Source organism: Myxococcus sp. CA039A (assembly GCF_013336645.1).
Lineage (GTDB): Bacteria > Myxococcota > Myxococcia > Myxococcales > Myxococcaceae > Myxococcus > Myxococcus llanfairpwllgwyngyllgogerychwyrndrobwllllantysiliogogogochensis.
In genome coordinates this window covers 1-23,890 of sequence record NZ_JABUMQ010000005.1, presented here as the reverse complement: position 1 = coordinate 23,890, position 23,890 = coordinate 1, and the positions used below count along the sequence as shown (strand labels likewise).

Annotated in this window: 20 protein-coding genes; 5 read left to right on the top strand and 15 right to left on the bottom strand. The window is 69.1% G+C overall.

All coding sequences use genetic code 11. The features are described from left to right. Positions 1 to 9 precede the first annotated feature (9 nt). The 4 genes from HR086_RS01365 to ruvB form a co-directional block, all read right to left on the bottom strand. Complete coding sequence (locus HR086_RS01365; RefSeq protein WP_371745506.1) at positions 10 to 1,098, bottom strand: thioredoxin domain-containing protein; 1,089 nt, start codon at positions 1,096 to 1,098, stop codon at positions 10 to 12. Between the two features lie 61 nt (positions 1,099 to 1,159). Further along, the gene (gene lpxC, locus HR086_RS01360) at positions 1,160 to 2,104 is read right to left on the bottom strand and encodes a UDP-3-O-acyl-N-acetylglucosamine deacetylase (protein WP_141643507.1); all 945 of its coding nucleotides are present in this window, start codon (positions 2,102 to 2,104) and stop codon (positions 1,160 to 1,162) included. Between the two features lie 484 nt (positions 2,105 to 2,588). Beyond that, a complete protein-coding gene (locus HR086_RS01355; protein ID WP_141643506.1) occupies positions 2,589 to 4,085 on the bottom strand; it encodes a hypothetical protein in 1,497 nt (498 codons plus the stop codon). Between the two features lie 12 nt (positions 4,086 to 4,097). Then, entirely contained in the window at positions 4,098 to 5,129 is a 1,032-nt protein-coding gene (gene ruvB, locus HR086_RS01350) for a Holliday junction branch migration DNA helicase RuvB (RefSeq protein WP_141643505.1), read from the bottom strand. A gap of 261 nt (positions 5,130 to 5,390) precedes the next feature. Here ruvB and HR086_RS01345 point away from each other — a divergent pair, with 261 nt between their 5' ends. Continuing rightward, positions 5,391 to 6,470, top strand: coding sequence for a hypothetical protein (locus tag HR086_RS01345; RefSeq protein WP_141643504.1), 1,080 nt, complete (start codon positions 5,391 to 5,393; stop codon positions 6,468 to 6,470). A 2-nt stretch (positions 6,471 to 6,472) separates the two neighbouring features. Here the strand turns inward: HR086_RS01345 and HR086_RS49350 are convergent, their stop codons facing one another. The 5 genes from HR086_RS49350 to HR086_RS01320 form a co-directional block, all read right to left on the bottom strand. Continuing rightward, entirely contained in the window at positions 6,473 to 7,981 is a 1,509-nt protein-coding gene (locus HR086_RS49350; protein WP_174464617.1) for an ELWxxDGT repeat protein, read from the bottom strand. Between the two features lie 277 nt (positions 7,982 to 8,258). After that, positions 8,259 to 8,867, bottom strand: coding sequence for a Holliday junction branch migration protein RuvA (ruvA, locus tag HR086_RS01335; RefSeq protein ID WP_174464616.1), 609 nt, complete (start codon positions 8,865 to 8,867; stop codon positions 8,259 to 8,261). Continuing rightward, a complete protein-coding gene (gene ruvC / locus HR086_RS01330; protein ID WP_174464615.1) occupies positions 8,864 to 9,439 on the bottom strand; it encodes a crossover junction endodeoxyribonuclease RuvC in 576 nt (191 codons plus the stop codon). Before ruvC ends, ruvA begins: the two co-directional genes overlap by 4 nt. 23 nt (positions 9,440 to 9,462) lie before the next feature. Continuing rightward, on the bottom strand, positions 9,463 to 10,212 hold the full coding sequence (locus HR086_RS01325) for a YebC/PmpR family DNA-binding transcriptional regulator (protein WP_174464614.1): 750 nt from the start codon (positions 10,210 to 10,212) through the stop codon (positions 9,463 to 9,465). Positions 10,213 to 10,269: 57 nt separating this feature from the next. Next, a complete protein-coding gene (locus HR086_RS01320; RefSeq protein WP_174464613.1) occupies positions 10,270 to 11,382 on the bottom strand; it encodes a PleD family two-component system response regulator in 1,113 nt (370 codons plus the stop codon). Positions 11,383 to 11,487: 105 nt separating this feature from the next. On the opposite strand from HR086_RS01320, the gene HR086_RS01315 reads away from it, so the two are divergent. Next, entirely contained in the window at positions 11,488 to 12,201 is a 714-nt protein-coding gene (locus HR086_RS01315; RefSeq protein ID WP_174463107.1) for a hypothetical protein, read from the top strand. Between the two features lies 1 nt (position 12,202). Here the strand turns inward: HR086_RS01315 and HR086_RS01310 are convergent, their stop codons facing one another. The 3 genes from HR086_RS01310 to mutM all read right to left on the bottom strand — a co-directional run bounded on the left by HR086_RS01310 (position 12,203) and on the right by mutM (position 14,862). Continuing rightward, positions 12,203 to 13,576 carry a sigma-54 dependent transcriptional regulator gene (locus HR086_RS01310; RefSeq protein WP_174463108.1) on the bottom strand — a complete coding sequence of 458 codons (1,374 nt, stop codon included), beginning with the start codon at positions 13,574 to 13,576 and terminating at the stop codon, positions 12,203 to 12,205. 8 nt (positions 13,577 to 13,584) lie between these two features. Continuing rightward, a complete protein-coding gene (locus HR086_RS01305) occupies positions 13,585 to 13,827 on the bottom strand; it encodes a hypothetical protein (protein WP_141643496.1) in 243 nt (80 codons plus the stop codon). A 111-nt stretch (positions 13,828 to 13,938) separates the two neighbouring features. Continuing rightward, positions 13,939 to 14,862, bottom strand: coding sequence for a bifunctional DNA-formamidopyrimidine glycosylase/DNA-(apurinic or apyrimidinic site) lyase (mutM, locus tag HR086_RS01300; RefSeq protein WP_254626130.1), 924 nt, complete (start codon positions 14,860 to 14,862; stop codon positions 13,939 to 13,941). A 327-nt stretch (positions 14,863 to 15,189) separates the two neighbouring features. Here mutM and HR086_RS01295 point away from each other — a divergent pair, with 327 nt between their 5' ends. Beyond that, positions 15,190 to 17,058, top strand: a complete 1,869-nt coding sequence (locus tag HR086_RS01295) for a S8 family serine peptidase (protein ID WP_254626129.1) — start codon at positions 15,190 to 15,192, stop codon at positions 17,056 to 17,058. Positions 17,059 to 17,247: 189 nt separating this feature from the next. Here the strand turns inward: HR086_RS01295 and rtcA are convergent, their stop codons facing one another. Both rtcA and HR086_RS01285 read right to left on the bottom strand, forming a co-directional pair. After that, positions 17,248 to 18,264 carry an RNA 3'-terminal phosphate cyclase gene (rtcA, locus tag HR086_RS01290; protein WP_174453550.1) on the bottom strand — a complete coding sequence of 339 codons (1,017 nt, stop codon included), beginning with the start codon at positions 18,262 to 18,264 and terminating at the stop codon, positions 17,248 to 17,250. A gap of 186 nt (positions 18,265 to 18,450) precedes the next feature. After that, a complete protein-coding gene (locus HR086_RS01285) occupies positions 18,451 to 19,686 on the bottom strand; it encodes an RtcB family protein (protein WP_141643494.1) in 1,236 nt (411 codons plus the stop codon). A gap of 144 nt (positions 19,687 to 19,830) precedes the next feature. Here HR086_RS01285 and rtcR point away from each other — a divergent pair, with 144 nt between their 5' ends. Further along, entirely contained in the window at positions 19,831 to 21,477 is a 1,647-nt protein-coding gene (gene rtcR / locus HR086_RS01280) for an RNA repair transcriptional activator RtcR (protein WP_141643493.1), read from the top strand. A gap of 127 nt (positions 21,478 to 21,604) precedes the next feature. Continuing rightward, a complete protein-coding gene (locus tag HR086_RS01275; protein WP_141643492.1) occupies positions 21,605 to 22,507 on the top strand; it encodes a hypothetical protein in 903 nt (300 codons plus the stop codon). A gap of 7 nt (positions 22,508 to 22,514) precedes the next feature. Here the strand turns inward: HR086_RS01275 and HR086_RS01270 are convergent, their stop codons facing one another. Beyond that, positions 22,515 to 23,852 carry a M24 family metallopeptidase gene (locus tag HR086_RS01270; RefSeq protein ID WP_174464612.1) on the bottom strand — a complete coding sequence of 446 codons (1,338 nt, stop codon included), beginning with the start codon at positions 23,850 to 23,852 and terminating at the stop codon, positions 22,515 to 22,517. Positions 23,853 to 23,890 lie beyond the last annotated feature (38 nt).

The window sequence follows — 23,890 nt, the reverse complement described above, 5'->3', positions numbered from 1 at the left end:
ACCGCGTGATTACTTCTGCGCCGTCGGCTTCAGCTCGGCGTCGATGATGCTCTTGAACTCTTCGACGGGCTGCGCACCCGACAGCATGATGCCGTTGATGAAGAACGCCGGCGTGCCGCTGACGCCGACCTTCTGCGCGTCCGCCATGTCGCTCTTCACGGTCGCGGCCTTCTCACCGGAGTCCAGGCACTTGTCGAACTTGGCCTGGTCCAGCTTCAGCTCGCCCGCGTACTTCTTGAGGTTCTCCAGCTGGAGCGCGGACTGGCTGGCGAACAGCTTGTCGTGCATCTCCCAGAACTTGCCCTGGTCATTGGCGCACAGCGACGCCTCGGCGGCCTTCTGCGCCTCCTTGTGGAAGTCCAGGGGGAACTGACGGAACACCAGCTTGATCTTCCCGTCGTACTCCTTCATCACCTGGTCCACCGCGCCAATGGCGCGGCTGCAGAACGGACACTGGAAGTCGCTGAACTCGACGATGGTGATGGGCGCGTTGTCCGGGCCCTTCGACGGGCCGACGGCGGAGACCGTCTTGCGCTCGGCGGGAGCACGCGGCGGCTCCGGCAGGGTGATCTGCACGTTGGCGTTCTTGCGCAGCTCCGCGAAGAGGGCCTGGGCGCGCTCCTGCTTGGGCTGCTGCGTGAGGAAGTCGAGGATCTGCGGCTTCATCTGCTCGAACGTCGAGCCGGGCGGCAGCTGGCCCTTGGCGCCGTCGAAGACTTCCTTGATCTTCTCCTCGGTCGGCGCGGGAACCTTGTCGTCGATCTCCGCCTTGAGGAACTGGTCCTGCGTGATGCCGCGCTTCTTGGCCTCCGCATCGACCAGCTTCTCCGTCACCATGCCCTCGAGGCCGCGCTTGCGAAGCTGGAACTTCTGCTTCTCCAGGTTGGCGATCGGCTCCTGGACGCGGTCGTTGAGCTCCTTGTAGGTGATCTTCTGGCCGTCACCGAAGGTGGCGACCACGGTGTCCGGGGTGGGCTCACCCGCGGGGGCCTGGGCGGCGGCGGGAGCCTGCGCGGTGACCGGCGCCTTCTCCTTGTTGCAACCGGCGGTGAACGAAGCCGCCAGCAGCGCGGCGAGGATGACGTTGGTTGGACGCATGGGCATGAGCCCGCGACTTAGTCGAGCCAGCCCCGACCTGCAAGGAAATGCCAAACCAACATCAGGCGACGAGCGGCTCCAGCTCCAGCGCGCCGGCCAATCCTGGCAGGCCCAGCTCCAAGCCTTCCACGTCGCGACGACGCGCGGGGACAATCTCATAGCAGCTCGGGTCTGAAAGGACCTTGCGAACCAGCTTGTGATTGAGCGCGTGGCCCGTCTTGTAGGCCGTGAGGTGGCCAATGACGGGACGGCCGAACAGAGACACGTCACCGATGGCGTCGAGGATCTTGTGACGCACGAACTCGTCGGTGAAGCGCAGCCCTTCCGGGTTGAGGATGGACACCTCGTCCACGACGATGGCGTTGTCCAGCGAGCCGCCGCGAGCCAGGCCCAGCTTCTTCAGCTTCTCCACGTCACGCAGGAAGCCAAACGTGCGCGCGCGGGAAATCTCCCGGGAGAAGTCCCGGTCGCTGAAATCCAAATCAAACGCCTGACCCTGGATGACGGGGTGCTCGAAGTCGATGGTGCAGCTGATGCGGAAGTGGCGCGAGGGGGTGAGCGAGGCCTGCTTGTCGCCATCCACCACGGACACGGGCTTGCGGATGACGAGCAGCTCCTTGGGCGCGTCCAGCTCGCGGATGCCCGCATCCTGGATGAGGGCCGCGAAGGGAGCGGCGCTGCCGTCCATGATGGGCACTTCGGGGCCGTCCAGCTCCACCCGGGCGTTGTCGATGCCCAGGCCCGCCATGGCGGACATGAAGTGCTCCACCGTCGCCACCTTCACGCCGTCGCGGCCCAGCGTCGTCGCCAGCGCCGTGTCCACCACGTACTCCGCCAACGCGGGGATGCTCACCGGGCGAGGCAGGTCCGTGCGCACGAAGACGATGCCGTGCCCCGCGGGCGCCGGACGCAGCGTGAGCGTCACCTTCGCGCCCGAGTGGAGCCCGATGCCCTGGAGGCTGGCGGTCTTCGAGAGGGTGCGCTGGTTGTAGGAAGACGGGGGCATGTCGGTGTCGCCTCGTGGCTGCTCGTGCTGCGGGACTTCCGAACGGTCATCTGGCCAGATGGCGCCGGAATCGTTCAACAGTGGTCTGACGCGACGCGCAGATTCAGCAAGTGGCATGCCACGACAGCGTGACATCCCGCCTTCCGTGGTGGGGGGGTCGAATGACTCGAACCCCTTGGAACGGTTGGATTTTTTCTGACATCGCGGTGGGTGCCCATCGTGGCCAGCCACCCTCCCCCCGTCCGAGGGTTGGTGAATTCACCCGAAACCGTGACATTGGTGTCCGGGAATTCTTCACCGCCTCACCCGCCGCCCTGCCCCGTGACGCGCTTCGCAACGAAGCGTGTCTTCCATGCAACACGGGGGCGTCCATAGCGCAAGGAACTGGCTGGAAGCAAACACGCCCCGTACGAGCACACCCCGTGGGGGGTTGCGTCATACGGGGCGAGTGGGCGTGGGTCGATTTTCTCCCCCCACGTGAGGGTCAGCGAGTCGGGACCGCGACAAAGCGATCGCGGAGCGCCTCGGCTTCCTGGCGGTCGAACCCCCTGCCCTGGAGGAGGGTGCGGCGGCTGACGGAGTGGAAGGTGGACTCCAGCGTCTGGCTGAAGCGGCGCAGGTCCTCGGCGAGCCGGCTGCGGATGCCGGGGCCCTCGGGCGGCCAGGGCAGCTCCACCAGGAGCGCGGTGAAGCGGTCGAAGGCGTCGTAGTCCGAGTAGCGCAGCAGCTGGTAGCCGCCGTCGTGGAAGTACGCGAGGAAGGTCTTCAGCGCGTCCAGGGAGCGCTCCGCGGCGGGCACGTCCTCCGCGCGCAGGAACCCCTCCGCGGAGCGGCACAGCTGGGCGTACACCCACAGGTCCTTGCGCAGCCGCAGCGCGGCGTCCTGGGGGCTCACCAGCGCGTCGAAGACGTCGTCGGACAGGCCGCCATTGGGGGCCAGGGCCTCCACCAGCGCGACGACCTGGGTGCGCAACAGCGACCTGAAGGCGGCGGTGGCGCGCGCGGGCGCGTCCGGCTCCTTGTCCACGTGGGCCAGCACCTCGCGGCCAATGCGCTCCGACTCCTTGGCCAAATCCCGCGCCGTCCGCAGGGCCGCGGCCTGGAGCGCCTTGGAGCCCGCCTTGGGCGACAGTTCCGCGTGCAGCCACGTGGCCAAGGCGTGCGTCTCGCTGCGCACCAGCGCCAGCAGCACGCGCACCCGCCGGGGCACGGGCGGCGTGCCTTCCGCGTCCACGTAGGCCAGGTAGTGCAGCAGCCGGAACAGCCCCAGGAACGCGGTGGAGAAGCCGGCGCGCTGCTCTTCCGGCATCCCCACGAGCAGATCCAACAGGCGCACCGAGCGCAGCCGGTCGTACTCGACGCGGAACTCCAACGGCCGGAAGGGCCGGAAGTAGCGGTTGAGGACGATTTCCTTCAGGGCCAGCTTGCCCAGGTCCTGGAAGAGGTTGAGCCGCGCGGTGGGCAGCTGGAGCAGGTGGTCCAGCAGGTTGCGCAGCGCGTCCAGGTCCTCGCGCAGCACGAAGAGGCTCTCCGACGGCGTCTCCTGGTCCAGCTCCTCCTCGATGAGTGCGCGACGCACCCGGTCATCCGCGAGCTGGGTCTCCACGTACTTGCGGAAGACCATCTTCTGGTCGCTGTCCGGGTCCTGGAGGTGACGTGCGACACGGATGGCGCGGTCCATGGCGTCGCGCACGTCCACCAGCTCCTCGTGGAAGTCGCGGGTGACGAGCGGCCGGTCCTTGGCGTCCACCACGGCGGTGAGGTTGAGGTAGCGCTCCACCGCGCGCAGGAGCATCTCGAATTCGAAGAGCAGCTCCTCCCGGCCGTCCACGGGGACGCCGCGAAGCCAGCGCTCGCGCTCGGCGAGGAAGCCCGCGCGCGACGTCTGGGAGGCCCGCATCAGGTCCGCGTAGAAGTCACGCGCGACGCGGAGGGTGGTGGGTCCGGAAGCGGGAGACGCGGGGGAGGTGGCCTGGCTCATGGCTCGCGGGTTTCAGAAGAGGCTGCCCTGGGGCGTGGGCGGTGGCTGCTTCTTGAAATACTGGTAGGTGCGGTGGGTGGCCATCCGGCCCCGGGGCGTGCGCTGCAGAAAGCCCTCCTGCATCAGGAAGGGCTCGTACACGTCCTCGATGGTATCGCGTTGTTCGCCCACGCTGGCGGCGATGGTCTCCACGCCCACAGGACCGCCGCCGAACTTGTCCAGGATGGTGAGCAGGATTTTGCGGTCCATGGAGTCCAGGCCGCTGGCGTCCACGCCGAGCCGGTCCAGGGACTTCTTCGCCAGCTCCAGCGTGATTTTCCCGTTGCCCTCCACCTCCGCGAAGTCGCGCAGCCGGCGCAGGAGCCGGTTGACGATGCGGGGCGTGCCGCGCGAGCGGGTGGCCACCTCGTGGGCGGCCTCCTTCTCCAGGGGGATGCCGAGGATGCGCGCGGAGCGGTGGAGGATGAGCTCCAGGGACGCGGCGTCGTAGTACTCCAGCCGCTCCTGAATCTGGAACCTGTCACGCAAGGGCGAGGTGAGCAGGCCCGTGCGCGTCGTCGCGCCAATGAGCGTGAAGGGCGGCAAATCAATCTTCATCGCCCGGGCGGCCGGCCCCGTGTCGATGGTGATGTCCAGCCGGAAGTCCTCCATCGCCGGGTAGAGGTACTCCTCCACCGCCGCGTTGAGCCGGTGGATTTCGTCGATGAAGAGGACGTCGCGCTCGTTCAGGTTGGTGAGCAGACCCGCCAGGTCGCCCTTGCGCTCCAGCGCGGGGCCGCTCGTCACGTGGATGCCCACGCCCAGCTCGTTGGCGATGATGTGCGCCAGCGACGTCTTACCCAGGCCCGGGGGGCCGGAGAACAGGCAGTGGTCCAGGGCCTCGCCCCGACTGCGAGCCGCCTGCACATACACCTTGAGCTTCTCGACGACGAGCCCCTGTCCCACGTACTCGTGGAACGAGCGCGGACGCAGGGAGGCCTCGAGCCGGACGTCCTCCGGGAGGACCTCTTCGGAGAGAGTGTCGGACTTCCTCGCCATGACCATGGGACCCTATACAGGAAGGCCGCGCGTGTCGCCCACATCCTCGGGCTGGACTCGGGGACGCCCAGCAGGCCAGGGAGCACCCACCGTCATGACGGGCTTCGACGCCACGTTCCCTGGTGCCTGGGCAGGCGTGTGGACTGGCGGACGCTCGAGTGAAACACGCCGACGTTGCCTGGCATCCCCGCCGCCGGGCCGGAGAACATGGCCCGTGCGCTCCGTTCGTCGCGCCGGTCTTCGACCTCTCGCTGTCACGGTGAATCCATGAGCCAGAGCCCCGCGTTCCGCCCCCTGCCCTTCCTCGCCGAGGCCCACTCCGAGCCCCTGCCAGGCCTGCGTCTGCAGAGGCTGCGCCGCGCGGCGCTCGAGGCCCGCGAGCGCTTCGTCCAGGAAGGTCCCGTGGCGGCGGTGGCCACCTGCGAGCTCGTCACGTTTCCCTATCCCGCGCAGTTCGCCTTCAGCGGGGCGGCGCTGTCACCCGCGCCGTACGTGATGATGACCAACCGCATGCAGGTGGTGCAGTTCGTCGACGCGAAGGGCGAGCGACGCACGCTGCTCTTCAACCCGTCCGACTACGAGCGGGGCGTGGCCGCGCCGTTCTACCACGCGCTGCGCGAGCGCTACGGCGGCTTCGTCTCCGACAAGCTCATGTCCACCCGGCACGGCACGGTGCAGAGCCACCTGGCCTCGCTGGGGCTGACGCCCGCGGACGTGGACTACCTGGCCTTCGACCATCTGCACATCCAGGACCTGCGCGGGTGGCTGGGGGGCGACGGCGTGTCGGCGTACTTCCCCCGGGCGAAGCTGCTGGTGCAGCGCGCGGAGTGGGAGATGGTGAAGGACCTGCACCCCATGCAGACGGTGTGGTTCGTCCCCGGTGGCGCCGACATCCCCGCCGAGCGCGTGGTGCTGCTCGACGGGGACACGTGGCTGGGCGTGGGCGCGGCCATCCTCAGCACGCCGGGCCACACGCGCGGCAACATGTCGCTGGCGGTGGCCACCTCTCGCGAGGTGTTCGTCGTCAGCGAGAACGGCGTGGCCACGGAGAGCTACACGCCGCTCCTGTCCGCCATCCCCGGCGTGCGCCGCTTCGCCGAGCACATGGGCTGGGAAGTCGTGCTCAACGGCAACACGCGCGAGGACTCGCTTTCGCAGTACTCGTCCATGGTGGTGGAGAAGCTCTTCGCCGGGCACTCCGCGGTGGAGGGGGCGTTCATCAACTTCCACCCCTCCTCGCTTCTGACCTCGCACCTGCTGTCGCCGGGGCTTGCCCCCACCATCGTCCTGCCCGCGCCCAACTTCGGCGACGTGAGGCCCACGCCCGCCAGCCGGCGCGCGGCCTGACGTCAGCAGCCTCGCGCGTCCGCGGCCGCCCCGGTGGCGCAGGGCCAGGCGGGACGCAGGGGCACCGCCCACAGCGCCTCGTCCGCCGGCGCCTCTCCGGCCAGGAAGAAGACCTCCGAGCCCGAGCGCACGAACGAGCGAGGGTCCGACGATGACGTCCCCGGCGCGATGTCCGTCAGCCGGCGCGTGCGCCACAGCCACCCATCGCTGGACCACGCCTCGCGCCCGTGGAGGGCCGTCTTCGCGGAGAAGAACAGCCAGCCGTTCTCCGCCACCAGTTGCTCCGGCTCGCTGCCCTCCGGGCCCCACTGGAGGTCCCACACCATCCACGTCCCCAGGAGCGTGCCGTCGCTGCGCCACAGCTCGCGCCCGCGCCAGCCGTCGTCCGCCGCGAAGTACAGCACCCCATCCATCACCACCAGATGCGATGGCAGCGAGCCCTTGGGCCCCGGCCAGATGTCGCGCACCAGCCGCGTGCCCGACACCGTGCCGTCGCTGCGCCACAGCTCGCCCCCGTGAAGCGTGTCGCCCTGCTCCCCGAAGTAGCCATCCGCGCCGGCCAGGAAGAACACCGAGCCATTCATCGCCGTGAGGTACGAGGGGAACTCTCCGGTGAAGTCCCGCACCCGCGTCGCGGAGCCCGGCCGCTCCGACGTCACCCACAGCTCCGCGAGATCCATCCCCGTGTCCCGCAGGAAGAACAGGCGCCGCTCCGACGCCGTCAGCGACAGCAGCACCCCCACCGCCGACTGGTAGAGCACGCGCGCCTGGCCATTCGCCTCCACCACCCACAGCACCGCGGCCTCGGGCGAGTACGACACCAGGGCAAGGCGCTTCCCCCACGCCGTCAGCGACACCAGTTGGAGCGAGCCGGGGCCCGGGACGAACTCATGCACCAGCCGCGTGCCTGACTCCGTGCCGTCCGTGCGCCACAGCTCCAGGCCGTGCTCGAAGTCCTCCGCCGTGAAGTAGAGCCAGTCGCCCACCCTCGTGAGCGCCCGGGGGGCCGAGCCGCGCTCGCCAGGAAGCAGGTCCTTCACCATCACCGTGCCCGCTTCCGTGCCGTCCGTGCGCCACAGCTCGGGCCCGTGCTGGCCGTCATCCGCGACGAAGAGCACCCACGGCTCCAGCGGCGTCAGGAAGCGCGGCACCGAGCCCATGGTCCCCGGACGGATGTCCTTCACCACGCCCGCGCAGCCCGAGCGCCCCGGACTGCTCCACAGCTCGCGCCCCTGACCCACCGCCTCCGCGCTGAACAACAGCCGCCCGTCGCCCCGCGCCAGCCACTCCGGCTTTGAACCCGGCGGCCCCACCGGGTCCGTCCCACAGGCCCGACGCGCCGTCACCTCCGCGTCCGCCTCCTCCGGCGCCGCATCCACCGAGGCCCGGGCGGACGCCACGCGCTCGCTTCCAGATTCGTCACTCGACTCGAAGGCCGGACCACACCCCACCCCGCCCAGACTTCCGACGAGAACGGACACGAGCACCGGGACGCCACGCCATGCCTTCATGTGAGCAACTCCTTGTCCTGGGTGGGGCACTCGGCTCCACCGCTGTGGCTGGAAAGTGTCACCGTCGATGAAACTGGCTACCCACTGCGGGTAGGGGGCGGCCCAGGCTGTCCGGCATCCTGCGACGGGCGCCGACACTTGCCGCCGAGCCGACACAGGGCCCGTCGGACCCTGGACCGTTTCGATTTCTCAGAGGAAAGAAGCTTGTGCGGGCTGGTCAGGGAGGTCCGGATTTGGCCACCCGACTACACCCGCGACGGCGGACGTCCAGAAGACGTCAGGCGCCTGCCCTGAGGGACTTGAGGGCCTCGCGGAAGAGGACCTGGAAGGACGCATCGGCACCCAGCCTGCTGGTGGCCAGCTCCGCGGCTTTTTCCGCCTGCGGGGGCTTGTAGCCAAGGTTGAGCAGCGCGGAGACAAGGTCGGATTGAGGCCCGCTCACCGGAATGGGCGCCGTCCCCCGGGAGACTGCCTCCAGGTGGACGTTCTTCATCTTGTCCTTCAGCTCCAGCACCAGTCGCTCGGCGGTCTTCTTTCCCACGCCGTGGATCTTCGCCAGGCGCGCCACCTCACCGCGAGACAGGGCCGCCACCAGCTCCGGCACCTCCATGCCGGACAGCACGCCCAGCGCCATGCGCGGCCCCACGCGGGAGACGCCGTTGAGCAGCAGGAAGATCTCTTCCTCCGCCCGGGTCAGGAAGCCGAACAGGTCGAAGGCGTCCTCGCGCACCACGGTGCGCACGCGCACGTCCACCGTCTGGCCCTCCGGCGGAAGCTTCCCCAGAGCCAGCGTGGAGAAGTTCACCAGGTAGCCCACGCCCTGCACGTCGATGACGGCGCCCTCGGCATCCTTCTCCAGCACCACGCCACGCAGCCGAGCGATCATCCCGCCTCCGGGCGCCGATAGGACGGCGCCAGTCTGTCCGCGAGCAGCGCCGCGGCGCCCTTGCGCTTCTTGCCAGCCGTGCTCGCCGTGGGAACGGCGGCGCGACCATGGTTGAGGTGACACAGCGCCACGGCCAGGGCGTCGCTCGCGTCCGCGCGCCCCAGGTCCTTGGCTTCCAGTTGCAGGAACGTCCGCACCATCCGCGCCACCGCGTCCTTGCCGTCCGCGCCGCCGGCGCCCACCGACTTCTTCACCTTCGCGGGCGCGTACTCGAAGACGGGCAGCGACACCTGGGCCGCCGCCAGCAGCGCCACGCCGCGCGCGTGCCCCAGCACCAACGCGCTCCGGGCATTGCGGAAGGTGAACAGGCCCTCCACCGCCACCGCCTCCGGACGGAAGATCACGAGCTGCGCGCTCAGCGCGGCATGCAGCTCCTTCAGGCGAAAGGCCAGGGGCGCTGATTCATCCACCTTGATGACGCCGTGGCCCACATGCACCAGTCGGCCTCGCTTCTCTTCCACCACCCCGTAGCCCATGAAGCGGCTGCCAGGGTCTACTCCGAGAACGCGCACCGTTCGCTCCGTTCGCCCCGCCGCTACTGCGACAGGGACTCCATCAGGGACTCGTCGATCTCGAAGTTCGCGTGGACGTTCTGCACGTCATCGTTGTCCTCGAGCGCGTCCATCAGCTTGAGCATCTTCTTCGCATTATCGCCGTCGAGCTGGACGGTATTCTGCGGCAGGTACGCCCACTTCTGCTCGCCCACCGGCAGGCCCCCGGACTCCAGGCCCGTGGCCACCGTATGCAGGTCCACCGGCGCGGTGCGAACCTCGAAGCCGTCCGCGCCCTGGGGCACGACGTCCTCGGCGCCCGCCTCCAGCGCCGTCTCCAGCACCGCGTCCTCCTCGGGGCCGGGCTTGACGGTGACGATTCCCTTCTTCTGGAACATCCAGGCCACCGCGCCCTCGGCGCCCAGGTTGCCGCCGTGGTGGCCGAACGTCGAGCGCACGTCGGCCGAGGTGCGGTTGCGGTTGTCGGTGACGCACTCGACGAGGACGGCCACGCCGCCGGGGCCGTAGCCTTCGTACATCACCTCTTCGTAGCGCTCCCCTTCCAGCTCGCCGGTGCCCTTCTTGATGGCACGCTCGACGGTGTCCTTGGGGATGTTGGCTTCACGGGCCAGGCCCAGCGCCACACGCAGACGCGGATTGCCAGCGGGGTCGCCTCCCCCGAGTCGCGCGGAGACGGTGATCTCCTTCACGACCTTCGAGTAGAGCTTGCCCTTGGTCGCGCCCATCGCGGCCTTCTGGCGCTTGATCTTCGACCACCGATTGTGACCGGACATGGAAGGTGTCGCCTCTGGGCGGCCTTGTCTCCCAGCCCGGGGCGCGGAGTCAAACCCTCAGTCCGCATCTCCTCGCGACACCTCGGGCACCGGGTCCACCGAGGGCACGGGCTCGAAGAAGCCAGGCACTCCCGAGCCTCCGCGCGCGCGCTCCCGCTCCTCGATGAAACACGCGGGCACCAGCACGCCCAGCGCGAACAGGCGCGTGGATGCCTCGTACGCCACCGCCTCCGGGTAGAGGCACTCCAGCAGCACGGCGCGCACCGTGCGTCGCCCATCGAACAGACGCACCACCTCGCCCACGTCCTCGGGCAGCGCGGGCAGCTCCTCCGCCAGCCGCGCGAAGTCCACCGTCAGCCGCGAGGCCAGCGGCAGGCCGCGCGCCCTCAGCGCCTCGAAGCGCTCCAGCGCCGGCAACACCGCCTCGCACAGGTGCGCGCGGTCCATGGTGAACGAGCCCTTGTGCAATTCGGGCCCCAGGGCCACCGCGTACGCGCCGCTGGCGAAGCCCAGCAGCCGGCGAAACGCGAGGCTGCCGCGCTCACCATGAAACATGGCGTCCACCACCAGGCCATGGCGGAAGGAGAACCAGCCCTCACCCTCCGCGAGGACGAGCCGCCCGGAGCGCACGCCCGCCAGCAGCGCCCGTGTCACCCTCGGCAGGGCCAGCCTCGCGGTATGTGACTCGAACGTCGCCGCGCCCGTCGCATACCCCGACTTGAGCCGCGCGAGCGACACCACGTCCTCCACGTCCAACGGGCGCGTCAGGTAGTCGTCCGCGCCCACGCCACCGGCCAGGTCGCGGTGGAAGTCCTCCTCGCGCCGCGCCAGCAACAACACCGGCAGGTGAGCGGTGCGCACGTCCGCGCGAATCTGTCCGCACAGACTGAAGCCGTCGCCATCCGGCAGCTCCACGTCCGCGATGACCAGCCTCGGCAAGGGGCCCTCTGGAGCCAGCGCATCCAGCGCCGCCTGCGCCCCACCCACCAGCAGCGCCTCGAAGCCCGCCTCCACCAGCGCCGCCGCCAGCGCCGACTGCGCGCCCGCGTCCGAGTCCACCAGCAGCACCCGCGCCCGACTCCGCCCCCCTCGACGACGCGCGCCAACCTCCGACGGCACCGACGCCGTCGGTTCATTGCGCGCGGAGAGCTGTGTAAGCGCGGGAGCCATGGATACCGAATTATTCCAGCGAAGCTTGATAGATTGGCAACCTGGACACAAGTCCTCGGAATCGTTGAGTTTCGGTAACAAACAGGTCGCGGTAGGGTGCGCGGCATGACGCGCTCGGTCTCTTCCTGGCTCCTGGTGTCCGCGCTGTTGCTGACCTCCGCCTCCGCCGCCCAGCAGGCGACGGCCGCGCAACCCGGAGAGGAGGGGCGCGTCACCGTCGAGCAGACGCCCGTCTCGTCCGAGGAGGATCCGCTCGGGGCGGTGATTGCGCCGGTGACGCTGCCGGCCGGGACAACGGCGCTGTACGGCTACGCGGGGGCGCCGGAGATTGGCGTGGGGTTTCGCCAGGGCATCTCCAGCTTCGAGCTGGAGGCGCGAGCGCGGCTCAACTGGTTCCAGCTATCCGCCGCGCTGGAGCTGGTGGGGCGGCTGAAGGTGCTGGAGCGGGGCTCGGTGTCGCTGGCGCCGACGCTGGGGCTGGGCGTGGTGTTCAACTCCGGCTCCACGTACATGGACGACCAGAACTTCTCGGGCGTGATGCTGCGACTGTCTCCGGGGCTCATCGCCGGCTGGCGGGTGGCCGAGACGGTGACAATCCTGGGGCTGGTGGACCTGCCCCTGGACATCGGCATCTCGAAGTCAAAGTCGTTGCGCTTCCAGGCGCTCGGCGGTGGCGGCGTCGAGGTGTACCTGGGCAACAACGTGTCCGTGCTGCTCGCGGGGCAGCTGGGCACGGAGACCTTCCAAGAGCGCGCGGGCCTCTCCGACACGAGGCTGGGCTGGGCACTGAAGGCGGGCCTGGGCGCACGCCTCTTCTGACTCACGTCAGCCCGAAGCGCTCCAGCTTCTTGAGCAGGCCCTGTCGCGACAGTCCCAGGGCCTCCGCGGAGTGCGTGCGGTTGCCACCGAAGCGCTTCAGCGCGTCCTCGATTTCGCGGCGCTCCAGCGCCTCCACCTTGGCTGCCAGCGTGGTGGCGCCCGGGGTGCTCGCGCGAGGACGCTCGCTGCCGGTGAAGGACAGGTCCTCGGGCTGAAGCTCGCGGCGCTCTCCGGCCAACACCGTCGCGCGCTGCATCTCGTGACGAAGCTCGCGCAGGTTGCCCGGCCAACCGTGCGCGGCGAGCGACTCCGCGGCGGCATCCGACAGTAACCTCGCCCGGCCATCCGGACACAGGTGCGCGCACTGGTTGAGGAAGTGCTTGGCCAATAGCGGCAGGTCCGAGGCGCGCTCGCGCAGCGGCGGCAGGCGGAGCTCCACGCCCTTGACGCGCCAGTAGAGGTCCTCGCGAAAGGCGCCCTCCTGGAGCATGCGTCCCAGGTCTCGATGAGTCGCCGAGATGAGGCGCACGTCCACGTGCACGGGCAGGTCCGCGCCCACCGGCAGGATGTCCCCCGTCTCCAGCGCGCGCAGCACCTTCACCTGGAGCGACGGCGTCATGTCCCCCAGCTCGTCCAGGAACAGGGTGCCTCCGTCCGCCTCCGCGAAGAGGCCCCGGTGGTCTCGGGTCGCACCGGTGAAGCTACCCTTCACGTGGCCGAAGAGTGCGCTCTCCAGCAAGGTCTCCGGCAGCGCGCCGCAGTTGACGGGGATGAAGGGGCCCGCATGGCGCCGACTCTTCTGGTGCACCATGCGCGCGAGCAGCTCCTTGCCGGTGCCATTCTCGCCGGTGACGAGCACGGGCAAGTCACTGGCGGCCACGCGCTCGGCCAGGGAGAGGGCGGCGAGGAACGAAGCGCTCTGCCCCACCATGGCCGCGTCGCCCGCGGCCCGCTCCAGGGACGTGCGCAGCGCCTCCACCTGGCGCTCCAGCGCCACACGGGCCAGCGCGCGCTGCACGACGACGAGCAGCACGTCCGGGTCCACGGGCTTGGTGAGGAAGTCGTACGCGCCCAGGCGAATCGCCTCCAGCGAGTGGCGCGTATCGCCCACCCCGGACACGACGATGACCTTGGTGCCCGGCCGAGCGTCGAGCAACGCCGCCAGTCCCGTCAGGCCCGAGGAGACGCTGCCATCCGGAGGCAGCATCAAGTCGAGCAGGACGAGGGGAAAGGGCCTCGCGTCGAAGGCGGCGCGGGCGGAGGGACGGTCCGCCGCCTCCACCACCTCATAGCCCGCGTCGCGCAGCAGGCTGCCGTAGACCTTGCGAAAGGCGGCGTCGTCGTCGACGAGCAACAGCGGAGGGGCGGAAGCCATGTGTGGACTCAGTCCGGAAGAGGGGCCTGTCGCGGTGTGCCCAGAATCTCCAGGGTGCGCAGCGCCACCTGGATGAGCGTCTGGGCGCACGGCTCACAGCCGCCGCCACAGCACCGGGGCCAGCGGCCCTCGGGGTTGCGCAGCAGAGGGCGCACACAGGACTGGTAGTAGCTGGGCAGGCCCAGCTCCTCACTGGCGCGAGCCAGCGCGGAGTCGAGCGGCGACGGTGTGGACTCGGTGACGTCGGACACACCTGCTTCATAACAGCGGAGCGACGGTCAGCGCAGCGGGGGGCGGCTGGACGGCCCACCCCTCCTGCTCCGAAAGAAAAGCAGAGGCGATGGCCGCCACCAGGCAGGCGCTCACAGCAACACCCCTTGGGTCGGTCCCGAGGGTGCCCCTGACTCGGGTTGACACCGGACGCACCAGTGCGTGTTCCGGCCGCCGACCCGAACATGGGTAATCGGCGTGCCGCAGCTGGGACACGGCGCGCCGGTGCGCTCGAAGACATTGCGCCGGTGCTTCGCCTGTCCCTTCACGCCGAACAAATCTCGCTGCGTACCCCGGAGCGACAGCCCCTCTTCGAGCACCGCGCGCATGGCACGATGCAACCGCATCACTTCGTCACGAGCGAGGGAAGCCGCCAGGCGACGTGGATCCAGCCCCGCCTTCCACAGGCTCTCGTCCGCGTCCCGATTCCCCAGCCCCGCGACGACACGCTGATTGAGCAGCACCGTCTTGAGCGGGCTTCTGCGACGTGACAACCGACGCGCCAGGTGGTCCGAGGTGAAGTCGTCGTCGAGCACCTCCGGCCCCAGCTCCTCGAGCTTCAGGCGAGAGGTCAGCTCGGCGGTGCGGGCCACCGCCACACGCGCATACCCCAGCGTGTCCGTGAGCCAGAGCGCCTCCTCCCCATCAAGTGTCATGACAACCAGACTCTCGGGTGGCGACTCACTTCCCACGGGCCGCAGCGACAACGTGCCCCAGAGCATGAAGTGCAACGCGAGCGTCTGTCCGTCGTCCAGCGACAGCAGGATGAACTTCGCCCGACGACGCGCACCGGTGATGCACCGACCCCGCAGCGCGGCGATGAACTCCGGCGGCGACGGGAAACGAACCGCCTCCGGGACGAGCACTTCGACGTCAGTGATTCGGCGCCCCACGACTGCCTGTCGCAAGTCCCGGGCGATGATTTCGACTTCGGGAACCTCGGCCATCTCGGGTTGATGCCTCCGCGCATCCACTGTCGCGCGTCCCAGGCTCCGAGCCAGCCAGGACCGCTTCATTCCCGCATGCCCGGCAGGACTTCAGGCGAGCGCGTCCCCTGGGCGCAAGCGCCCACTCACCACCCCAGGAGGCTGGGAAATGCGAGCCACGCGACACCGAGGATGTGTCTCATTTCACGACTGACGCGTCAGTGTTCACCACGAGCCCCAGGAATGACGCGTCCATTCGAGATGACGCACGTCGCGCCAGGCGTGAGCCCGCGCCAAGCGCTCACAATCCCTTGCTCACGAAACCGCGCGCCGCATGGCCCGGGACTTGGAATGCGGAGTCACCGCGCGAGCGCGGCTCGGCTCGCGTCAACCCGCACCCCATTGGATTGACTCGCCATGCTGCTCTCGTTTCGACAGGCATCCTCGCGTCTCATGCTGGGGGCCATGCTGGTCACCGGCACCCAGTTCCACGACTGTGACCCATCGCCGCCCACTCATCCACCGCCCCCCATCGTCCGTCCCGCCAACGCCATCGCGGGCCAATACCTCTTCTTCTTCGACCCAACCCTGGTGACACCCGACCAGGTCCAAACCGTGGCGCAATACCTGACGCAACGCTTCGGTGGCACCATCCTCGCCTACTTCGATGCGGGCTCACTCGGCTTCTCGGCCAACGGATTGACCGACGCCTCCGCCACCGTCATCGCCAGCGACCTGCGCGTCATCGCGCTCGGCCAGGATGGCTATGTCGACGTGGAGGCCGTGCAGACCAATGCGCCCTGGGGCCTGGACCGGCTCGACTCCCATCCCCTGGCGTTGGACCAGCGCTACGAGCAGACCACCACCGGCCAGGGCGTGCACGTGTACGTCCTCGACACCGGCATCCGAGCGTCACACGCGGACTTCGGAGGCCGTGTCAGTGGAGGCATGACGGCCATCGCGGATGGGAACGGCACCAATGACTGCCAGGGCCACGGCACCCATGTGGCGGGCACCATTGGCGGCATGACGTGGGGCGTCGCCAAGAACAGCCGGCTGCACCCGGTGCGGGTGCTGGCCTGTGACGGCCGAGGCAGCTACAGCGGCATCATCAACGGCATCAACTGGGTGACCAAGAACCACCAGAAGCCGGCGGTGGCGAACATGAGCCTCGGCGGTGGCGCCTACTCCCTGCTGGACGACGCCGTGCGGGCCTCCATCAACGCGGGCATCACGTATGTCCTCGCGGCCGGCAACAGCGATGCGGATGCCTGTCAGTCGAGTCCGGCCCGCACGCCAGAGGCCCTCACGGTGGCGGCCTCCGACATCCAGGACCGGCGCGCCACATTCTCCAACTGGGGTGCCTGCGTGGACCTCTTCGCACCCGGCGTGGGCATCCGCTCCACGAGCAACACGTCCGACACCGGAACGCGAGACCTCAGCGGCACCTCCATGGCGTCGCCCCATGTCGCGGGCGTGGCCGCGCTCTATCTGGAGAAGAACCCCACCGCGACTCCCGCGCAGGTGTCGCAGGCCGTGCTGAATGGAGGCACGGCGAACGTCATCCAGGACGTGAAGGGCTCGCCCAACAAGATGCTGTATTCGCTCATCGTCCCGCCCGATTCGGAATACGTGGTCATCCCGGCGCCGCCGCAGACGACGCCCAAGCAGGTCGCCGTGGGCGCGTCGAACATCGTCTGGCTGCTGGACACCACGGGGCGACACTGGAAGTGGGATGGCGCGACGTGGGTCAATCAGAGCTGCTGCGTCACCGAACTGGCCGCCGCGGCCGATGGTGAACTGTGGGCCACCAACCCTCCGGACGGCATGCGGGTGTTGCGCTGGGACGGAACGCGGTGGACCTTCAACATCCCGGCTGGGATGAAGCAGGTCACCATCGCCAATGCGAACACGGTGTGGGGCCTGGGCAATGACAACACCCTGTACCAATACACCGGCTCCGCCTGGTCCCCGAAGCGCTGCTGCGTGGAGCGCATCTCCGTCGGCACCGATGGCGAGCTGTGGGCCACCAACCCTCCGGATGGCCTGCGCGTGCTGCGCTGGAATGGCACCGAGTGGACGTTCAACATCCCGCCCGGGATGAACTACGTCTCCGTCGGCAGCGCGTCCGTCATCTGGGCCCTGAACCCCGCGGGCAATGTCTTCCAGTGGAGCGGCTCCACCTGGACGCCCAGGACCGGCACCTTGAAACAAATCTCGGCGGCCTCGGACGGCACCGTCTGGGGCATCTCGAGTCAGAACGAAATCGTCCGCCGACGCCCCTGACGCATCGGGCCCCCGGGTGAGTCACCGACACCCGGGGTGCCCTTCCCCACGAGTCCGCGTGGGCGGCCTTCACCGGCATGGAGTTTCTCTTCCAGAGCCGGGAGCACTGCCACGGCGTCGGCATCACTCACGTGACACGCGCGTCCTCCAGGTGCGGCCGGAACCTGGAGGATGCCCTCGACAGGGGGCTCAGCCGCGCACCACCACCTCGCGCACCTCGCGGGACACCTCGCGCACGTCCACCTTCACGTCGAGGAAGTGCGCCATCGTCTCCAACTGAGTCACCGAGTGCCCGTCCAGCGGCAGCGTGCGGAACTCCCCACCCCGCGCCAGCGCGAACAGCAGGAGCAGCTGGTCGCACAGGTGCTCGCCCACCGGGACATCCGCGTTCAAGTAGCGCTTCACCTCTCCAGCCGCTTCCTCCGCCACGACCTCCGCGCGCTTGCCTCGCTCGCCGAAGGCCGTGAAGACCTCGGTGACGTGCTCGCTCTCCACCTCCACCACCAGCGCGTTGCCCGGGCCCGTGGTGCGCTTGAGTTCCTCCACCCGCAGCTCGTCCGGACGCCACTTGAGCAGTGCCCCCGCCGTCTCCATCTCCCGCTTCGCCACGTCGAAGGGAATCATCGCCACCACCGCCTTCGCGTCACGGCGCAGCACCCGCCCCCGCTCCAGCAGCGAGAGGGGCTTCATGGGCGCCGGCCGCACGTCCACGTGGAACTTCCCGCCACCCGCCGGGAAGAAACCGGGACGCTCCAGCGTCGCCGTGACGGTCGGCCCCAGCTTGCGCAGAATCGGCAGGTACGCCCGGGCGAGGAAGTCGAACGGCGGCGCCGCCGGGTTGTGCGTCCCGCCCTCCAGCCTCAACGTGGACGGCTCCGTCGCGGCCAGCAGCGCGGGCAGCACTGTCTGCAGCACCAGCGTCGCGCTGCCCGCCGTGCCCACCGCGAAGTGGTAGTTGCCCGCGGCCAGCGCGCGCGGACGGAACGTCAGCTCCTTCGAGCCCAGCTCCGCGCCGGACACCTCCGCCGCGCCCACCGCCTCCGCGGCCTTCACACCCGTCAGGTGCTGGCGCAACAGGCCCGGCTTCGCGCGGCCCGCGCGGATGTTCGTCATCGTGAAAGGCGTCCCCGTCACCAGCGACAACGCCAGCGACGTGCGCAGCACCTGGCCGCCGCCCTCTCCCCTTGAACCATCGATGCGCAGCATGTGTCTCGTCTCCTGCTTTTCCCACGCCTCACGGCCCCACCCGGGCATTCTGACACCCTTCCCAAAATAGCGGCGCCCGCTCCCCCACCACTGGCGGCCTTTCGGCCTCTTGGGGGGAACGGGCGCCTCGGTGTCGTCATCCCGGCATGGCCACCTCGCGTGTTGGGGGTTGTCGTGGTCCTTCGGCTACCCCTTCACACAGACGACCTGCTTGAGCGTGTGGACCACTTCAACCAGGTCCGACTGCGCCGCCATCACCGCATCGATGGGCTTGTACGCCGCCGGCGTCTCGTCAATCACGTCCACGTCCTTGCGGCACTCCACGCCCGCCGTCGCCTTCGCGTGGTCCTCCAGCGTGAAGCGCTTCTTCGCCGCCTCACGCGACATCACCCGGCCCGCGCCGTGGCTGCAGGAATGGAAGCTGTCCGCGTTTCCCTTCCCTCGGACGATGTACGAACGCGCCCCCATGCTGCCGGGGATGATGCCGAGGTCACCCTCGCGCGCCCGCACCGCGCCCTTGCGCGTCACGAAGCAGTTCTTCCCGTAGTGGTGCTCACGCGCCACGTAGTTGTGGTGGCAGTTCACCGCCGACTCGGACAGCGAGAACGGAGGCAGCTCACCGCTCAACTGCAGGGCATCCACCGCGCCTCGCAGCATCAGCTCGCGGTTCATCGCCGCGTAGTCCTGCGCCCAGCTCACCGCGAAGACGTAGTCATCGAAGTGCTCCGTACCCTCCGGCAGGTACGCCAGGTCCGCGTCGGGGAGGTTGATATGCCAGCGGCGCATGTCCTCCTTCGCCAGCTCGATGAAGTAGCTGCCGATGCGGTTACCCACGCCACGCGAACCGGAGTGCAACATCAGCCACACGCCATCCGACTCGTCCAGGCACAGCTCGATGAAGTGGTTACCCGTCCCGAGCGTACCGAGGTGCGCCAGGTCCGGCCCACGGCCGATGCGAGGGTGCTTGGCGACGACGCGGTCATACCCCTCCATCAACCGCGACCACACCTGCTGATGCGAAGCCGGAGCCACGCGCCACGCGCCGACGTCGTTACGGCCACCGTTATCCGAGCGGCCATGCGGCACCGCGCGCTCGATGGCCGAGCGAACCCCACGCAGCGAGTCCGGGAGCTGGTCCGCGCGCAGCGTGGTGCGCACGGCGATCATCCCGCAGCCGATATCCACACCCACCGCCGCCGGAACCACCGCGCCCACCGTGGGGACGACGCTACCGACCGTCGCGCCGTAGCCGCGGTGCACGTCCGGCATCACCGCCACCCACTTGTGGATGAAGGGCAGGCCGCGCAGGTTCCGGAGCTGCTTCTTGGCCTCGTCCTCGAACGGCACTCCCATCGTCCACGACTTGATGGGGCGACCCGCCTCGTCCGACAGCACCTCGTAGCTCACCTTGTTGCGCTCCATGGCCTTCACCTTTCGGTCGTTCGCCCGGGCTCTGTTTCCCGGGCACGGAGGGACGTAGAGCAGCCGGCGTGCCAACCCTTTCTCCGAGGGAAGCGCCCCGAGGGGGCTGGCCATCCATATCCCTTGGGATAAAGTCCTATTCGAATGGCGAAGACACGGGCGAAGCAGACGGTGGTCCTGGGGATGCTCGGGACGACGCTGGACACGGGGCAGGGCCCCGGGCGGTGGACGAAGTGGCGGCCCACGGTGGCGCTGTGCCAGCAGGACGACCTCGTCGTTCACCGGCTGGAGCTGCTGCATCCGCCTGGAGCGGCGGCGCTCGCGGGCACGCTGGTGGGCGACATCCGCCAGGTGTCTCCGGAGACGTCCGTGCGCGCCACGCCGCTGGACATCAAGAACCCGTGGGACTTGGAGGAGACCTACGGCGCGCTGCTCGACTACGTGCGCGCCTACCCCTTCAACCCGGAGGAGGAGGACTATCTCGTCCACATCACCACGGGCACGCACATCGCGCAGATCTGCATGTTCCTCCTGGTGGAGAGCCGGCTCATCCCCGGCCGACTGGTGCAGCTGTCACCGGCCGGGCGGGACAGGACGGGCACGGGCGCGGGCACGCACACGCTCATCGACCTGGACCTGTCGCGCTACGACACGCTGGCCACGCGCTTCCAGCAAGAGCAACGCGAGGGCCTGTCCTTCCTCAAGGCCGGCATCGACACGCGCAACGCCGCCTTCAACCGCATCATCGAGCGAATCGAGCAGGTGGCCACCCAGTCGCGAGCGCCACTGCTCATCACCGGCCCCACGGGCGCGGGCAAATCCCAGCTGGCCCGGCGCGTCTACACGCTCAAGAAGACTCGCGGCACCGTCAGCGGGCCGTTCGTGGACCTCAACTGCGCCACCCTGCGCGGTGACGGCGCCATGTCCGCGCTCTTCGGCCACGTGAAGGGCTCCTTCACCGGAGCGCTCCAGGACCGGCCCGGTTTGCTGAGACAGGCCCACGGCGGCGTGCTCTTCCTCGACGAGATTGGCGAGCTGGGCGCGGACGAGCAGGCCATGCTGCTGCGCGCGCTGGAGGACAAGCGGTTCCTGCCCGTGGGCTCGGACCGGGAAGTGGAGAGCGACTTCCAGCTCATCGCCGGGACCAACCGGGACCTACAGGGGGACGTCGAGCAGGGGCGCTTCCGGGAGGACCTGCTCGCGCGCATCAACCTGTGGACCTTCCGGCTGCCCGCCCTGCGCGAGCGTCCGGAGGACATCCCGCCCAACCTCCTCTACGAGCTGGACAAGGCGTCGGAGGCGATGGGCGCGCGCATCACTTTCAACAAGGAAGCCCAGGAGCGCTTCCTGCGCTTCGCCACCTCGCCCGATGCCCGGTGGTCCGGCAACTTCCGCGACCTCAACGCCGCCGTGCTGCGCATGGCCACGCTCGCTCCCGGAGGCCGCATCACCCGCGACGTGGTCGACGAGGAGCTGGAGCGACTGCGCGCGCAGTGGCGCACGGGAGGCTCGCGCCCCGGGCCTTTGCAGCCCGTGGGCTCCGCAGACCGTGTCGCCGAGGTGCTGGGTGAAGCGCTGGCCCAGGAGCTGGACAGGTTCGACCGCGTGCAGCTCGCGGACGTGCTGGGGGTCTGCCAGGGCGTGCGCTCGCTGTCCGAAGCCGGGCGCGTGCTGTTCTCCCAATCCCGCGCGAGGAAGGCGAGCGTCAATGACGCGGACCGCCTCAAGAAGTACCTCGCGCGCTTCGGCCTCACCTGGGCCGACGTCAGCGGGGCGGCGGGCCCGGACTGATGAAGCCGAGGGCGGCGCGGAAAAAAGCACGCCCATGCGTCAAGGGTGGTGACGCTCGGCGTCTTCATCGGTGTTCCACGAAGAAGGGGGGCCGTGAGCCGGACGGGCCTTCGACGGGACCACCGCCATGCCTACGCCTCACCGCACCCTCGTGCTTCACCGCTGGAGCGCCGCGTGGCTCGTCGCCACCGCCCTGCTCCTGACCGGGATGCGCGCCGGGGCGCAGGTGCGCGAGCCCGACAACTTCCTCGCCACCTCCGTCACCTTCTCCTCCGCGCCCCGACTGCGGCACGTCTCCACGCGCCACGTCTCGCCCACCCTCGCCGCCGGCTTCCGTGTCTCCGAACACGGTCAGCTCCGGCTCGACTGGGGGCTGCCCTACACCGCGCTGAAACCCGAGGGTGGAGTGGAGGGCACCACGAGCCACGTTGGCTCGTCCAACCTGCTCGTGGGCCTGCACCATGTCCGCACGTTCGCGGATGACAGCCTGTTCGTCCGCATTGGCGCGGGCGTCGCCCTGCCCCTGGCCCGCCATGAGGACGCCGACATCATCGGCTCCCGGAGGGTCGAGACGGAGGGCGTCAACTACGCCACCGCCGCCGCCGTGCGGGGGCTGGCGGACCCGTGGCTGTGGGCGCTCGACACCACGTCCGTGGTGCTGCCCATGGCCGTGGGCGTGGACCTGCCCGGCTTCCAGGCCCGCGCCGACGTGGCGCTTGGCATGCTCATGCCCGTGTCCCGCTCCGCGCGCGACACCCACTTCGTCGCGCAGGCCAGCGTCGAGGCCTCGCTCGGACTTGGAATGCTCGAGCCTGGCGTGCGCGCCCAGGTCGTCTCGCCCCACCTCACCGAGGCGACGTGGGACGGAGAGGACTCCCAGCTCTCCCTGGAGCCCTTCGTCCGCGTGCGGCTCGGCCCCGCGTTCGCTCGGGCCGGCGTGCGTATCGATTTGGGCGCTCCCGAGTCGAGCCCCGCGCCCAGCGCCTCACGCATGTGGGCACTGGGGATGGGGTTGGGCGTGGCGTTCTGAAGCCCCTCTACTTGATGAGGTAGAAGGCTTCCTGACGCGGCACGAAGAACTTCCAGCCCTCGTGCGTGAGGTAGGCCGGGTCCTCCTCCATCACCGCCACCTTCTGTCCGTCCCACTCCGGTACGGGCGTGGCCGTGTTCAGCTCGATGGCGATGTATGAGCCTTCTCGCAACGGCTTCGGTGTGTCCTTGCGCGTCGACGAGCGGAAGTCGATGGAGGCGCCGAGCGCGTGGCCGTGGTTGCCCAGGGGATGGCTGTACACCTGCGCCTCGATGCCACGCGCCGTCATCTCCGCCATCGTCTCGTCATACACTTCCGCGGACGAGCGGCCCGGCCGGGAGGCCTGCACCATCAACACGTCCTGGAGCGCGTTCGTGTTCGCCAGCGCGTTCTTCAGGCCCTCGGGCGCGTCCGTCTCACCGTCGCGCAGCACATAGGCCATCTTCTGCCAGTCGGTGTGCAGCCCCAGGTAGCTGATGCCGAAGTCCACGTGGATGAGGTCGCCGCGCTCGATGACCAGTTCCTCCTTCGCCACCGCGAGGAAGCCTCGGGACTTCGCGGGGATGCCACCCTTGCGCTGCACGCGCATGTCCGGCTGGAACCACGTGCCCACGCCCAGCGCGCCCAGCCTGTCGTAGAGCCATCGGCGCACGTCCCCCACCGTCGTCTTCCCCGGCACGATGACCTTCGAGGAGAAGGCCTCCTTCACGATGGCGTCCGTCAGCTCCACCATCCCCTTGTAGGGCTCCCACTCCTCGGGCAGCCGCGTGTCCAGGTACTCCTCGATGAGCGGCGCCGCGCTCACGAAGCGCGCCTCCGCCTCCGCGCCGAACGCGTCCAGGAGGTAGGCATAGCCATCCTTCGTCAGACTGCGCGTCACGCCCCGCTTGCCGCCGATGCCCAGCGCAATCGCCTTGGGTTGGTAGCGCGAGTCCAGCGACTTCAAGGCCTCGGGGGCGGACTGTCCCTCCTCGGGTGCCTCGAAGAACTTGAGGATGGACTCCTCCGCGTAGCCCGTCAGCGCCACGCGCTTCAGGCCCTCCGCTCCCGCGTCCACGAAGACGAAGATGTCCCGGTTGCCCGCGTACGGACGCGGCGGTGCCACGAACTGCGTCAGCGGATCATCGTTGAACTCCTCGTTGACGATGATCCACATGCCCACGCCGTGCCGCCGCATCATCTCCAGCAGCAGGCCATGGCGCTTGTCCAGCCAGTCCTCCCGCAGCGCAATCTGCTGGGAGAGGGACAACAGCTTGGGCGTTTCAGCTTTCTGTGCCGCGCACCGAGAGCCGGTACAGGCGGCCAAGAACAAGAGCGGCAAGGCCGCCCACTTCAGCAGGGTCATGGGGGACTCCGAGTCGAGCTGGAGTCACACCCTAGCTC